Here is a 13,188-nt window from a genome sequence, read left to right as displayed (position 1 = left end):
GGAATCGGGTCAAACCAGGTGCAACGCAGTCAGCAGCATGTCGATCGCCTTGATGCCCACGAACGGCACCAGAATCCCGCCCAGCCCGTAGATCAGCAGGTTGCGCCGCAGCAATGCCGCCGCACTCGCCGCCTGGACGCGCACACCGCGCAGCGCCAGGGGAATCAGCACCACGATGATCAGCGCGTTGAACACGATGGCCGAAAGGATCGCGCTCTGCGGGCTCTGCAAGTGCATCACGTTGAGCACGCCCAGTTGCGGGTAGATCGAGGCGAACAGCGCCGGCAGGATCGCGAAGTACTTGGCCACGTCGTTGGCGATGGAAAAGGTGGTCAATGCGCCACGGGTCACCAGCAATTCCTTGCCGATCTGCACCACGTCGAGCAGCTTGGTCGGGTCGCTGTCGAGGTCGACCATGTTGGCGGCCTCGCGCGCAGCCTGGGTACCATCGTTCATCGCCATGCCGACGTCCGCCTGGGCCAGCGCCGGGGCGTCGTTGGCGCCGTCGCCGCACATCGCCACCAGGCGACCATCATTTTGCTCATGACGGATGCGGGCGAGTTTTTTCTCCGGGGTGGCTTCGGCCAGTACGTCGTCCACGCCCGCTTCAGCGGCAATCGCGGCGGCGGTCAACGGGTTGTCGCCGGTGACCATCACGGTACGGATTCCCAGTTTGCGCAGCTCGGCGAAACGCTCACGGATGCCCGGCTTGACCACGTCCTTCAGGTGGATCGCGCCGAGCAACTTGCCGTCGGCACACACCAACAACGGGGTGCCGCCGCTCTGGGCGATCTTGTCGATTTCCCGCGACAGCGCAGGCTGCAAGTCGCGACGTTGTTGACCGATGAAGGCCAGCAGCGAATCCACCGCGCCTTTGCGGAACACACGGCCCTGGTAGTCGACACCGGACAAGCGGGTTTCAGCACTGAACGGCACGGCCGTCAGTTCGTCTGCGCTCGGCTCGGCTTGAGGGTGCAAGGCGCGCAGGTATTCGACGATGGATTTACCTTCCGCCGTGTCATCCGCCAGGGAGGCAAACAACGCGCCCTCGGCCACTTCCTTGCCGCTGACGCCAGGCGCCGCGACCACTGCCGCACAGCGACGGTTACCGAAAGTGATGGTGCCGGTCTTGTCCAGCAGCAACACATGCACGTCGCCCGCAGCTTCCACGGCACGCCCGGACTTGGCGATCACGTTGAGGCGCACCAGACGGTCCATACCGGCGATGCCGATGGCCGACAGCAATCCGCCAATAGTTGTAGGAATCAGCGTCACCAGCAGTGCGACCAGGAACACCAACGGCAAGCTGCCGCTGGCGAAATGGGCGAACGGCTGCAGGGTTACCACCACCAACAGGAAGATCAGGGTCAGGCCGATCAGCAGAATGTCCAGCGCCACTTCGTTGGGGGTTTTCTGGCGCTTGGCCCCTTCCACCAGGGCGATCATGCGGTCCAGGGTCGACTCGCCCGGGTTGGCGGTGATGCGGATCAGCAGCCAGTCCGACACCAGGCGTGTGTTGCCGGTGACCGCCGAACGGTCGCCGCCGGACTCGCGGATCACCGGTGCCGACTCACCGGTAATGGCCGCTTCGTTGACCGCCGCGATGCCTTCGATGACTTCGCCGTCACCGGGGATCATTTCCCCGGCGGCGACACGCACCACATCACCTTTGCGCAGGCTGGTGGCCGGCACGACCTTGAAGCTGCCATCGGCCTCCTTGCGCCGTGCGCTGAGGCCTTCGCTGCCGGCCTTGAGGCTGTCAGCGCGGGCCTTGCCACGTCCTTCGGCCAAGGCTTCGGCGAAGTTGGCGAACAGCACGGTGAACCACAGCCACACGGCGATCTGCACGGCGACATAGGTCGGCACGGCGGTGTCGGGCACAAAGCACAACACGGTGGTGAGGATGGCGGTCAACTCGACCACCAGCATCACCGGCGAGCGTTGCAGCTGGCGCGGGTCCAGCTTGACGAACGCCTGGACCAGCGCCGGGCGCCACAGGGCGGAGATGGCGGTTTTGGCAGGCTCCTGGGTTTTGGCAGGAGCTGCGTTTTTTGCAGGCATATTCATTTTCATATCCCCTTAGAAGCCCATGCTCAGATGTTCAGCGATAGGGCCCAGTGCCAGCGTCGGCAGGAAGGTCAGGCCGCCCACCAGCAGAATGGTCACGGTCAACAGGGTCACGAACAGCGGGCCATGGGTCGGGAAGCTGTTCTGGCCAATCGGTGCGGTCTTCTTCATCGCCAGGCTACCGGCCAGGGCCAGTACCGGGAGGATGTAGCCGAAGCGGCCGATCAACATGCCCAGGCCCAGCATCAGGTTGTGGAACGGGGTGTTGGCGCTGAAGCCACCGAACGCCGAGCCGTTGTTGGCACTGGCCGAGGTGTAGGCGTAGAGCAACTGGCTGAAACCGTGGGGGCCAGGGTTGCTGATCGCGCCGGCCGGGCCAGGCAGGCTGGCGGCAATGGCGCCGAGCACCAGAACGCCCACCGGCATCACCAGCAAGGTCACCACCAGCAATTGCACTTCTTTGGCCTGCAGCTTCTTGCCCAGGTATTCCGGGGTGCGGCCAATCATCAGGCCGGCGAGGAACACTGCAATCAACACGTTGAGTAACATGCCGTACATGCCAGCGCCGACGCCGCCGAAGATCACTTCGCCGACCATCATGTTGACCAGCGCGACCATGCCACTGAGAGGGCTCAGGCTGTCCTGCATGCCGTTGACCGAGCCGTTGGACGCCGCTGTCGTGGTCACCGACCACAGCACCGTGCCGGTGGTACCGAAGCGTGCCTCCTTGCCTTCCAGTGGCGCAGTCTGCTCCACGGCCGGGTTGTTCAGGGTCGGGTTGGGCTGGTATTCGGCCCACAGCGAGGTCGCGCCGCCGATGATGAACAACGCCAGCATGCAGCCGAGGATTGCGCGGCTCTGACGCAGGTCCTTCACGTAGTGGCCGAAGGTGAACACCAGCGCCACGGGGATCAGGATAATTGACGCCACTTCGAACAAGTTTGCCCAAGCGGTAGGGTCTTCAAACGGATGCGCCGAGTTGACACCGAAGAAGCCACCGCCGTTGGTGCCCAATTGCTTGATCGCAATCTGGCTGGCCGCCGGGCCCAGGGGGATCACTTGATCCACACCCTGCAGGGTCACGGCATCCACGTAATGGGCGAAGGTCTGGGGGACGCCCTGCCACACCAGGAACAACGCCAGCACCAGGCACAACGGCAGCAAGCCGTAGAGGGTGGCGCGGGTCATGTCGACCCAGAAGTTGCCCAATGTCTTGGTGGATTTGCGACCGATCCCACGACACAAAGCGACAAGGACGGCCAGACCGGTCGCCGCGCTGACGAAGTTCTGCACGGTCAGGCCGGCCATCTGGCTGAGGTAGCTCAGTGACGCTTCACCGCTGTAGGACTGCCAGTTGGTGTTGGTCATGAAACTGACTGCAGTGTTGAACGCCAGCGTCCATTCCTGCCCCGGCAATTTCTGCGGGTTCAGTGGGAGGTAGTCCTGGAACAACAAGATCGCGAACAACAGCAAAAAGCCCGCAAGGTTGAAAGCGAGCAACGCCAGCATGTACTTCTGCCAGCTCTGTTCCTGATGCTCATCCACGCCCGACAGGCGATAACAGGCGCGTTCCACAGGGCCGAACACCGGTGTGAGCCAGGTGCGCTGCCCCTCCATCACTTTGTAATAGAACCGCCCCAGGAACGGGGCCGGCACCAGCACCACGGCAAAGAAGGCAATGATCAGCCAATAGTCATAACTGTGCATGGCCAGCTCCTAGTTCCGATCCGCGCGTAACAGCGCAACCAGCAGATAAATGAACAGCGCCACGGCCAATAGCAGTGACACCCCGTCCAGAACGCTCATGGAAGTCTCTCCGTTTAGCGGCGAGTGCCGCGTGTGGGGCAATTGTCGGCAGGAGTGGCGTAAAGGAACGAGAGCGAGGGTGCGGGCGGGGCGTAAAGACGGCGTAAAGAGTGAGTTTATGCGGGGTTTACAGGGAGGGTTGTGCTGGATTGGAGGGCCTCATCGGGGGCCCCCTCCCACACAGGGCCTGCGTACACCGGTCAAAATGTGGGAGGGGGCTTGCCCCCGATGAGGCCCTGCCAGCCACCCGCGCACTTATCTGGTGCGACACCGGAAAATTTCAAACGCCAAACCATCTCCCAGACGACAGTTGCGCCGCTTTACGACACGGTTGTGAGGCATGGCATGTCCGCTGCAACACCTTGAATCATTCCAAACCGTTCAGGGAGCGCATCACGATGAACACACAACTCAAACCCACCTTGGGCACCCTGCACTTATGGGGCATCGCGGTCGGGCTGGTGATATCCGGGGAGTACTTCGGCTGGAGCTATGGCTGGGGCGTCGCCGGGACCCTGGGCTTCCTGGTGACCTCATTGATGGTTGCCGCGATGTACACCTGTTTCATCTTCAGCTTCACCGAACTGACCACCGCCATTCCTCATGCGGGTGGGCCGTTTGCCTACAGCCGTCGTGCCTTTGGAGAGAAAGGCGGCTTGATCGCGGGGCTCGCGACCTTGATCGAATTCGTCTTTGCGCCGCCTGCCATCGCCTTGGCCATCGGCGCCTATCTGAATGTGCAGTTCCCGGCGCTGGACCCCAAACACGCGGCCGTCGGTGCCTACATCGTGTTCATGGGCCTGAACATCCTCGGCGTTAAGCTCGCCGCCACCTTCGAACTGGTGGTGTGCGTGCTCGCCGTCGCTGAATTGCTGGTGTTCATGGGCGTAGTGGCACCCGCCTTCAGCTTCAGTAACTTTGCCCTGAATGGCTGGGCCGGTTCCGATACTTTTGGCGCACCGGCGATTGCCGGCATGTTTGCCGCGATTCCCTTCGCCATCTGGTTCTTCCTCGCCATCGAAGGCGCCGCGATGGCCGCCGAAGAAGCCAAAGACCCCAAGCGCACCATTCCAAAGGCCTACATCAGCGGCATCCTGACCCTAGTGATCCTGGCCATGGGCGTTATGTTCTTTGCCGGGGGCGTGGGTGACTGGCGCACCCTGTCCAACATCAACGACCCTTTGCCGCAAGCCATGAAAACCGTGGTCGGCGACAGCTCCGGCTGGTTGCACATGCTGGTGTGGATCGGCCTGTTCGGCCTGGTGGCCAGTTTCCACGGCATCATCCTCGGCTACTCGCGCCAGTTCTTCGCCCTGGCCCGCGCCGGTTACCTGCCCTCATTCCTCGCCAAACTGTCGCGTTTTCAGACACCCCACCGCGCAATCATCGCCGGTGGCGTGGTCGGCATCGCGGCGATCTACAGCGACGGCCTGATCAACCTCGGCGGTATGACACTGACCGCCGCGATGATTACCATGGCGGTATTCGGCGCCATCGTGATGTACATCATGAGCATGCTCAGCCTGTTCAAACTGCGCAAGACCGAGCCGCTGCTGGAGCGTACCTTCCGCGCACCGGGTTACCCCATCGTGCCGGGCATTGCGCTGGTGCTGGCGGTGGTGTGCCTGGTGGCCATGGCTTGGTTCAACACGCTGATCGGGCTGATCTTCCTGGGCTTTATGGTGGTGGGGTTCGCCTACTTCCAGATGACTGCGCAAGACCGTGCCGATGCACCGGCGGATGCGATGTTGACCGGGCTCTGATCTACTACGAGGCAGAACGGGCCTACACTGAACTAGTAAGAAAGCCCGTCACTCAAAGCAGTTATTACCGTGGGAAAACTCTCCCACGGCAATCTGCCTCAAGGAGAGCCTTATGCCGTGGTATGCGTGGTTGATTATGGTAGTTGCGATCGGGTCGATCGTCGGTGGGCTGATGATGCTGCGTGACAGCGCCAACAAAGTTGAACTCACCGACGAACAACGCAAGCGCGTGGCCGAGCGCAACGCCCAGGCGGATGCCAAGGATGCGCAGGATCGCTGAGCCTTGGGTTACTCCCAATCCGCCTTGGCAATATGCAACCCGTGCTGCCCCTTGTAGGCAGCACGTTCCGGCTGGCGCCAGCCATTGAGCAGTTCATCCTCCAACGTGTAGATCTCAACCCCCAGCGGACGGCACACCGTCAGCGGATCCTGCGCCTCCGGCCCCCACATCGGCAGCGACAAATCCCCACCGGGGCACGTCGACAGCGCGCACAGCAAATCAATCTCGGCAAAGAACTCCAGGTAGTCGCCCTTCTGTGCAGGGCAGGCCTTCATGAAGTACATGTCGTCGTGATTAAGACCGGTGCACTGGAAAATATTCAGCACGTCATGCACGTCGAATTCCGTCAGGCCGTGAGGCAAAACCGCGCGCGTCAGGTTGGAGTGACAATGGTGATGGAAGTCCTCACCGGTGAGCATCCGATTCACATAGGGATCACAACGTGTGCCAAGCAAATCATGCAGCCGCCCGCCGTGCTCATCGATCCCGTAGCTGGCCAGGCTGTCATCAGTGATCGTCACCAAAGGCCGCAGGAATGGCAAATTCGACCACAAGCGGTCATGGGTACTGACATGGGCGCCCTGCAATTGGCGAGTACGCGCCGCCCACAGGCGCTCACGGGGGTCATTGGCATTCCATACGTTGAAATCACCCACCTGCGGGCCGACCGGCGTGGTCACACGGAACACATGCCCGGCTGGCACCTTCCACGCCCTCCCCGTACGAATCGGCACCTCAAACTGCTCGGTCAGCGTGCGCTGGTCTTTTCGGTCACGAATACGTTCGTAAAACGCCGTGTCGACCTGCAACGCCGAACCTTTACTGACCTGATAAGCGGCCGGATAGTCTTTGTACATGGTGCAGATCCTCGATCAGGGGTGGTTAAACAAGGCCAGGGACAGGCGTTCCGAATCATCCAGGTACAGGCTCATCGCCTCCCCCGCCGCCGATTTATCCTGCTCGACCAATAATGTGTAGATCTCACGATCACGCTCCAGCCATGGCGACTGAAAACGCTGCTCATCAGGCGCAGCGCAAAACACCAAGCGCAGTTGAGCGATGACCTGGGCAAAAAACTCATCGAACAACGGGCTGCGCATCAACCCGACGATGTGCTGGTGAAACACCAGGCTATGGGTGGCGACCGCACGCCAGTCTTCACGCTCGCGGGCCAGGGTGGTGGCGTCGATGGCGTTCTGCATGCGTTCGGATTGATCCTCCGTCAGGGGACCGCTCTGGGCGATGGCCTGCAACTCCAGAGTGCGGCGCACGACAAACAAATCACGCACCTCCTCTCGCGCCAACCGCCGGACCATCACCCCCTTGTTGCGCACATAACGGGTCAACCCTTCTTGCCCGAGGCGGTGCAACGCTTCACGGATCGTGTTGCGCGATGCGTTGTAGGCTTTGACCAGTTCTACTTCGACCAAAGGCATTCCTGGCAGCAGTCGCCCGCCGATGATGTCAGCGCGAAGCTCCAGGGCAATCTGGTCGGCGAGAGACAAACTGAGTGTCATGGCTACCTTCATGATTGTTGAACAATCCTCGATGGGTAGGTAATCACTTTTCATGCCAACGTGTCAGCGTGTAAAAAGATTCAAGTTGGTTAAAATGCCAGCCTGTCACTGAGGCCCACCTATGCGTTACTCATCCGACCACAAAGCCAAGACCCACCAACGCATCATCAAGGAAGCCTCTGTACGCTTTCGTCGCGACGGGATCGGCGCGACCGGTCTGCAGCCCTTGATGAAGGCTCTGGACCTGACGCATGGCGGGTTCTATGCCCACTTCAAATCCAAGGACGAACTGGTAGAAAAGGCGCTGCAAGCCGCAGCTGCCGAGCTGGATGCGCATTGCGAAATGTTGTTCAGCCAGGAACGCCCTCTTGAGGCATTTATTGATAGTTACTTATCTGAATGGCATCGAGCCTCGCCGGATCAGGGTTGCCCATTGCCTACCATGTGCTCGGAGTTGGGGTTGAGGGGCCAGCAGAGTCCGACCACGGACGCGGTACTGAGGGCGCGCTTGCAGCAGGTGGAAGCGACGCTGATTAGCACGAATGCCGATGAAGAAAGCCTGGTAATGATGTCGACGCTAGTGGGCGCATTGGCGCTGGCCAGAAGTGTCGAAAGCGCAGCGCTGGCGGTGCGTATTCTGGACGTAGTAAGGGAAAGCCTGAAGGCACAGGTTTCGGATGATGGAATGGCCGGTCGGTGACCGGCCGTCCTGTGCTCAGTTGATTACAATCCTTTCGCGGTTCTTCTCCAGCAGCGCCTTGCCGATGCCCTTCACCTCCAGTAGTTCATCAACAGCAGTGAACGGACCATTGCTCTCGCGGTAGGCGATGATCGCCTTGGCCTTGGCGGCGCCGATGCCAAAGAGGTCACGACGCAGGGTTTCGGCATCGGCGGCGTTCAGATTGACCTTGGCGGATTGCTCTGCCTTGGACATTTGGGTCGTGATCGGGATTGGAGCCTCGGTTTTGACGGAGGGCGCTGCGGTGGTGGTGACAGAGAGGGTGGTGAGGAAGGCGAAGATTAAGGAGGCGATATAGGCGTTTTGCATTGGTGACACTCCATGACATCGATAAAGGAAATGCAGCTTTCCTAAGCTGCATTTCAAACTTAGGTGATGTTTGGAAGGAGTCAAAAACGGATCGGTAACAGCGTATGACCCGCCCACTCAATGCCAGTGAAACGGCCTGGGCAGGCCCCGGATATCCTGCATTTCCAGTTACGGTCCCAAGCAGGTAGAATTGCCGCCATCAATAGGCAGTCCGTTATTCAATAATCAGCAACACGCTGCGATGTTGCTGCGAGTTGTATATGCGATTCAACTGGTGGGGCCTTCCGCCAGCGGCTTCTATCCGCTTTAAACTCTACGAAAAATGACCCCGGCCAGGGGCGTAGTCTGCGCGCTGAATGTCGTATGACTTTCAGGGCAATGACGACAGGAGATGTATACGTACATGGGTATCAAAAGTATCGGGCCGATGGCGGCCGTCCCTCGCACTCCAGTGGACGAGTCGAATCCTTGCGACGCCAACCCTGAGCATGGTGCCTGACGCATGTCGATTGTTACATTGTCGAACCACAAGACGTTTACGGCTGAACCTGGCAAGAGCCTTCTGGATTGCGCCAAGTCCCAAGGCACAGTGCTGGAATACAGTTGCCGTACGGGCCGTTGTGGCGTGTGCAAGGCCAACGTGCTTCAAGGCGATACAGAGGTGGTGCAACCGGAACTCGCGCTGACGGAAGAAGAGCGTGCCTGCGGTTCCATCCTGACGTGCTGCCGGGCCGCCGTCACCGATGTCGAGTTGGACATCGAAGACCTGGGATTGCTGGCCGACATCCAGATCAAAACCATGCCTTGCCGCCTCGATACCCTGGAGCGCCTGGCGGACGACGTACTAAGGGTTGTCCTCCGAACGCCTCCAAAAAGCGCACTCTTCTACCTTCCGGGGCAGTACATCGACGTCATAGGCAAAGACGGTGTGCGACGTAGTTACTCCATCGCCAATGCCGTGCGTGAGGATGGCAAGCTGGAACTGCATATCCGCCAAGTACCCGATGGCGTGATGAGCCAGTACTGGTTTGGCGGAGCCCAAGCCAATGACCTGCTCAGGCTGGAAGGCCCGCTGGGCACCTTCTGCTTGCGCAGTGCAAGCACGACGAACCTGGTGTTCATGGCAACCGGAACCGGAATCGCCCCGGTCAAAGCCATGCTTGAAGGCTTGAGTGACGCACCGGAAACACTCAGCGGCAAACGCATTTACGTGTACTGGGGCGGCCGTACGGAGCAGGACTTGTACTGGCAGCCTGATTTTCCATCGCTGGGCCTGACCTACCGCCCCGTGCTCTCACGTGCGGATACACAATGGCCCGGTGCAACAGGCTACGTTCAACAGGCCGTCCTTGCAGAAAGTCTTGACCTGGCCGATACCTCGGTCTATGCCTGTGGCTCAGAAGCCATGATCCACGCCGCACGCGAGCTGCTGACGCAGGCTGGCCTGCCCCTCAAACATTTCCATTCTGACGCCTTTGTAAGCTCGAATTGACCCGGAGACAGCATGAAAGCAGTTATTTTGGCCGGTGGCCTGGGAACGCGGCTAAGCGAAGAAACCAGCGTACGCCCAAAACCCATGGTCGAGATTGGCGGCAAACCTATTCTCTGGCACATCCTGAAGATGTACTCCGCGCACGGCATCAATGACTTCATTATCTGCTGTGGCTACAAGGGGTATGTGATCAAGGAATACTTCGCCAACTATTTCCTGCACATGTCCGATGTCACCTTCAATATGCGCGACAACACCATGAAGGTGCACGACCAACGCGCCGAAGACTGGAACATCACCCTGGTCGATACCGGCGACGAGTCCATGACCGGTGGTCGCCTGCGTCGCGTCGCCGACTACGTCAAAGACGAAGAAGCCTTTTGCTTTACCTACGGTGATGGCGTCAGCGATCTTGATATCGGCGCGACCCTGGCCTTCCACAAGTCGCACGGCAAAGCGGCGACGCTCACTGCAACGTTCCCGCCCGGCCGTTTTGGCGCGCTGGATATCCAGAAAGGCCAAGTGCTGAACTTCAAGGAGAAACCCAAGGGTGATGGTGCCCTGATCAATGGTGGTTTCTTTGTCTTGAGCCCCACAGTGCTCAAATACCTGGAGGATGACAGCACCACCTGGGAACAGGAGCCGCTGATGAAGCTTGCCGCCGAAGGCCAGCTCATGGCTTACGAACACCCGGGGTTCTGGCAGCCCATGGACACACTGCGTGACAAACACTATCTGGAAGAGCTTTGGCAGTCCGGCAAAGCGCCCTGGAAATCCTGGGACTGAATATGAAGTCGACCGTTTCTCCTGCCTTTTGGCAAGGCAAAAGAGTCTTCGTGACCGGCCACACCGGGTTCAAGGGTAGTTGGCTGTCACTCTGGCTGACCAGCATGGGCGCACAGGTGAAGGGCTTTGCCCTGGCGCCGCCAACCCACCCTGCCCTGTTCGTCGAGGCCAGGGTGGCCGAAGGCATGGAGTCGGAGCAGGGCGACATTCGCGACCTGGCGGCCATCACCCAAAGCATGACGCGCTTTAATCCCGACGTGCTGATTCACATGGCGGCGCAACCATTGGTCCGTTTGTCTTACCGCGAGCCGGTCGAGACCTACGCCACCAATGTGATGGGCAGCCTGCACGTACTGGAGGCTGCGCGGCAATGTCCCAACCTGCGGGCTATCGTCAACGTCACCACCGACAAATGCTACGAGAACCGTGAGTGGGAATGGGGCTATCGTGAAGACGAACCCATGGGCGGCCATGATCCCTACAGCAACAGCAAAGGCTGTGTGGAGCTGATCACAAGCGCCTACCGCAAGTCGTTTTTCAACCATCCGCAAGGCGCAGCGTTGGCATCCGGCAGGGCGGGCAATGTGATTGGCGGCGGCGATTGGGCAGAAGACCGGCTGATACCTGATATTCTGGGTGCCTTCGAGAAGGGTCAGCCCGTCACAATACGCAATCCGAAGGCCACCCGGCCGTGGCAACACGTGCTGGAGCCACTCAGTGGATACCTTGTGTTGGCTGAACACCTCTGGACCCAAGGGCATCACTTTGCCCAGGGCTGGAACTTTGGCCCCAAGGATGAAGACGCACGCCCGGTGGAATGGATCCTTGATCACATGGTTCAGGCCTGGGGCACAGGGGCCAGTTGGCAATTGGACCAGGACCCGCAGCCGCATGAGGCCAACTACCTCAAGCTGGACATTTCCAAGGCGCGCGCACACCTGCACTGGACACCCAGCTGGAACCTTGCAACCACGCTCGCCCGGATTGTTACCTGGCATCGTGCCTGGTTGAGCGGCAACGACATGCAGGCCCATTGCCTGGATGAAATCGACGCCTACATGCTCGCCATGCGTGCCAACAGCAACTAACTCTATTTTTTAGCAGGATTTTTCATGACACCCGATATGCTCCGCCAGGAAATCAGCAAGCTCGTCGAGCAATACGCCAAGGTCGCATTGGCGAGCAAGCCGTTCGTGGCCGGTGAGACCGTTATCCCGCCGTCCGGCAAAGTGATCGGGGCGCGAGAGTTGCAACTGATGGTCGAGGCCTCCCTGGACGGCTGGCTGACGACCGGCCGCTTCAATGCTGAATTCGAGAAAAAGCTGGCTGAATTCCTCGGTGTCAAATTCCTGCTGTCGGTCAACTCCGGCTCTTCCGCCAACCTGGTTGCTTTCAGCACCCTGACCTCGCCCAAACTGGGTGAGCGGGCGATCAAAAAGGGCGACGAAGTGATTGGCGTGGCAGCGGGCTTCCCGACCACGGTCAACCCTATCGTTCAATTTGGCGCAATCCCGGTGTTCGTCGACGTCGACATGGCCACCCACAACATCAATGCCGACCTGATCGAAGCCGCCATCACGCCGAAAACCAAGGCAATCATGCTGGCTCACACCCTGGGCAACCCGTTCAACCTGGGCAAGGTCAAGGCGCTGTGCGAAAAGTACAACCTGTGGCTGGTGGAAGACTGCTGCGACGCCCTGGGCGCAACCTATGATGGCAAGCTGGTCGGCACGTTCGGTGATATCGCCACCCTCAGCTTCTACCCGGCGCACCACATCACCATGGGCGAAGGTGGCGCGGTGTTCACCAACAACCCGATGCTCAAAGTGATTGCCGAGTCGTTCCGCGACTGGGGCCGTGACTGCTACTGCGCGCCAGGCTGCGACAACACCTGTGGCGACCGTTTCGGCCAGCAATATGGCAGCCTGCCTCAAGGGTATGACCACAAGTACGTGTATGCGCACCTGGGCTACAACCTGAAAATCACCGATATGCAGGCCGCCTGCGGCCTGGCGCAACTCGAACGCGCCCAGGACTTCATCGACACGCGCAAGCGCAATTTCGTGCTGCTCAAAGAGCGCTTGTCCAGCCTGTCCGAATTCCTCGAAATCGCCGAGGCAACACCCAACAGCGACCCATCGTGGTTCGGCTTCCCGGTAACACTCAAGGAAAGCAGCGGCGTCAAGCGTGTCGACCTGCTCAAGTACCTTGACCAGCACAAAATCGGCACACGCCTCCTGTTCGCCGGCAACCTGACCCGCCAGCCTTACTTCCAGAATCTGGAATACCGCGTGGTTGGCGAATTGACCAATACCGACCGCACCATGAACCAGACCTTCTGGCTCGGCGTGCAGCCGGCGCTGGGCCAGGAGCATTTCGATTTTGTCGGTGAGAAGCTGGAAGAGTTCTTCGGGATTGGTTTCTAAACA

13 protein-coding genes are annotated in these 13,188 nt (G+C 59.9%); 7 read left to right on the top strand and 6 right to left on the bottom strand.

The features are described from left to right. Positions 1-9: 9 nt before the first annotated feature. The 3 genes from kdpB to kdpF are packed head-to-tail and all read right to left on the bottom strand — an operon-like array spanning position 10 to position 3,873. A complete protein-coding gene (gene kdpB / locus M2497_RS09655) occupies positions 10-2,073 on the bottom strand; it encodes a potassium-transporting ATPase subunit KdpB (RefSeq protein WP_071496663.1) in 2,064 nt (687 codons plus the stop codon). A 6-nt stretch (positions 2,074-2,079) separates the two neighbouring features. Beyond that, positions 2,080-3,774 (bottom strand): potassium-transporting ATPase subunit KdpA, encoded by a 1,695-nt coding sequence (kdpA, locus tag M2497_RS09650; protein ID WP_248487107.1) that lies wholly within the window; start codon positions 3,772-3,774, stop codon positions 2,080-2,082. A 9-nt stretch (positions 3,775-3,783) separates the two neighbouring features. Next, positions 3,784-3,873 carry a K(+)-transporting ATPase subunit F gene (kdpF, locus tag M2497_RS09645; RefSeq protein WP_003218754.1) on the bottom strand — a complete coding sequence of 30 codons (90 nt, stop codon included), beginning with the start codon at positions 3,871-3,873 and terminating at the stop codon, positions 3,784-3,786. Between the two features lie 398 nt (positions 3,874-4,271). Between kdpF and eat the strand changes: the two genes are divergently transcribed. Together eat and M2497_RS09635 are read left to right on the top strand one after the other, a co-directional pair. Next, positions 4,272-5,636 carry an ethanolamine permease gene (gene eat / locus M2497_RS09640; RefSeq protein WP_248487106.1) on the top strand — a complete coding sequence of 455 codons (1,365 nt, stop codon included), beginning with the start codon at positions 4,272-4,274 and terminating at the stop codon, positions 5,634-5,636. A 112-nt stretch (positions 5,637-5,748) separates the two neighbouring features. After that, complete coding sequence (locus tag M2497_RS09635; protein ID WP_003172675.1) at positions 5,749-5,916, top strand: DUF2897 family protein; 168 nt, start codon at positions 5,749-5,751, stop codon at positions 5,914-5,916. An 8-nt stretch (positions 5,917-5,924) separates the two neighbouring features. On the opposite strand, the gene M2497_RS09630 is transcribed toward M2497_RS09635, so the two are convergent. Both M2497_RS09630 and M2497_RS09625 read right to left on the bottom strand, forming a co-directional pair. Next, positions 5,925-6,773: a DUF1989 domain-containing protein gene (locus tag M2497_RS09630; RefSeq protein ID WP_248487104.1), complete on the bottom strand. Its 849-nt coding sequence runs from the start codon at positions 6,771-6,773 to the stop codon at positions 5,925-5,927. Positions 6,774-6,788: 15 nt separating this feature from the next. After that, on the bottom strand, positions 6,789-7,433 hold the full coding sequence (locus M2497_RS09625; protein ID WP_058424483.1) for a GntR family transcriptional regulator: 645 nt from the start codon (positions 7,431-7,433) through the stop codon (positions 6,789-6,791). A gap of 121 nt (positions 7,434-7,554) precedes the next feature. Between M2497_RS09625 and M2497_RS09620 the strand changes: the two genes are divergently transcribed. Beyond that, positions 7,555-8,133 (top strand): TetR/AcrR family transcriptional regulator, encoded by a 579-nt coding sequence (locus M2497_RS09620; RefSeq protein ID WP_248487102.1) that lies wholly within the window; start codon positions 7,555-7,557, stop codon positions 8,131-8,133. Between the two features lie 15 nt (positions 8,134-8,148). Here M2497_RS09620 and M2497_RS09615 read toward each other — a convergent pair whose 3' ends face one another. After that, positions 8,149-8,481 carry a helix-hairpin-helix domain-containing protein gene (locus tag M2497_RS09615; protein ID WP_058424485.1) on the bottom strand — a complete coding sequence of 111 codons (333 nt, stop codon included), beginning with the start codon at positions 8,479-8,481 and terminating at the stop codon, positions 8,149-8,151. Between the two features lie 502 nt (positions 8,482-8,983). Between M2497_RS09615 and M2497_RS09610 the strand changes: the two genes are divergently transcribed. The 4 genes from M2497_RS09610 to rfbH are packed head-to-tail and all read left to right on the top strand — an operon-like array spanning position 8,984 to position 13,185. After that, on the top strand, positions 8,984-9,973 hold the full coding sequence (locus M2497_RS09610; RefSeq protein ID WP_248487100.1) for an FAD-binding oxidoreductase: 990 nt from the start codon (positions 8,984-8,986) through the stop codon (positions 9,971-9,973). Between the two features lie 12 nt (positions 9,974-9,985). Beyond that, positions 9,986-10,759, top strand: a complete 774-nt coding sequence (rfbF, locus tag M2497_RS09605) for a glucose-1-phosphate cytidylyltransferase (protein ID WP_248487098.1) — start codon at positions 9,986-9,988, stop codon at positions 10,757-10,759. A gap of 2 nt (positions 10,760-10,761) precedes the next feature. Next, complete coding sequence (rfbG, locus tag M2497_RS09600; protein ID WP_058424488.1) at positions 10,762-11,847, top strand: CDP-glucose 4,6-dehydratase; 1,086 nt, start codon at positions 10,762-10,764, stop codon at positions 11,845-11,847. A 24-nt stretch (positions 11,848-11,871) separates the two neighbouring features. Further along, on the top strand, positions 11,872-13,185 hold the full coding sequence (rfbH, locus tag M2497_RS09595) for a lipopolysaccharide biosynthesis protein RfbH (protein WP_248487096.1): 1,314 nt from the start codon (positions 11,872-11,874) through the stop codon (positions 13,183-13,185). Positions 13,186-13,188 lie beyond the last annotated feature (3 nt).

It is taken from the genome of Pseudomonas sp. CYM-20-01 (assembly GCF_023169845.1).
Taxonomy (GTDB): Bacteria; Pseudomonadota; Gammaproteobacteria; order Pseudomonadales; family Pseudomonadaceae; genus Aquipseudomonas; species Aquipseudomonas azotoformans.
This window is presented reverse-complemented; position numbering and strand designations above follow the sequence as displayed.

Excerpts from the sequence above, each read along its gene's own strand:
- kdpB (WP_071496663.1), bottom strand. The coding sequence starts at position 2,073 with ATGAAAATGAATATGCCTGCAAAAAACGCAGCTCCTGCCAAAACCCAG.
- kdpA (WP_248487107.1), bottom strand. The coding sequence starts at position 3,774 with ATGCACAGTTATGACTATTGGCTGATCATTGCCTTCTTTGCCGTGGTG.
- kdpF (WP_003218754.1), bottom strand. The coding sequence starts at position 3,873 with ATGAGCGTTCTGGACGGGGTGTCACTGCTATTGGCCGTGGCGCTGTTC.
- eat (WP_248487106.1), top strand. The coding sequence starts at position 4,272 with ATGAACACACAACTCAAACCCACCTTGGGCACCCTGCACTTATGGGGC.
- M2497_RS09635 (WP_003172675.1), top strand. The coding sequence starts at position 5,749 with ATGCCGTGGTATGCGTGGTTGATTATGGTAGTTGCGATCGGGTCGATC.
- M2497_RS09630 (WP_248487104.1), bottom strand. The coding sequence starts at position 6,773 with ATGTACAAAGACTATCCGGCCGCTTATCAGGTCAGTAAAGGTTCGGCG.
- M2497_RS09625 (WP_058424483.1), bottom strand. The coding sequence starts at position 7,433 with ATGACACTCAGTTTGTCTCTCGCCGACCAGATTGCCCTGGAGCTTCGC.
- M2497_RS09620 (WP_248487102.1), top strand. The coding sequence starts at position 7,555 with ATGCGTTACTCATCCGACCACAAAGCCAAGACCCACCAACGCATCATC.
- M2497_RS09615 (WP_058424485.1), bottom strand. The coding sequence starts at position 8,481 with ATGCAAAACGCCTATATCGCCTCCTTAATCTTCGCCTTCCTCACCACC.
- M2497_RS09610 (WP_248487100.1), top strand. The coding sequence starts at position 8,984 with ATGTCGATTGTTACATTGTCGAACCACAAGACGTTTACGGCTGAACCT.
- rfbF (WP_248487098.1), top strand. The coding sequence starts at position 9,986 with ATGAAAGCAGTTATTTTGGCCGGTGGCCTGGGAACGCGGCTAAGCGAA.
- rfbG (WP_058424488.1), top strand. The coding sequence starts at position 10,762 with ATGAAGTCGACCGTTTCTCCTGCCTTTTGGCAAGGCAAAAGAGTCTTC.
- rfbH (WP_248487096.1), top strand. The coding sequence starts at position 11,872 with ATGACACCCGATATGCTCCGCCAGGAAATCAGCAAGCTCGTCGAGCAA.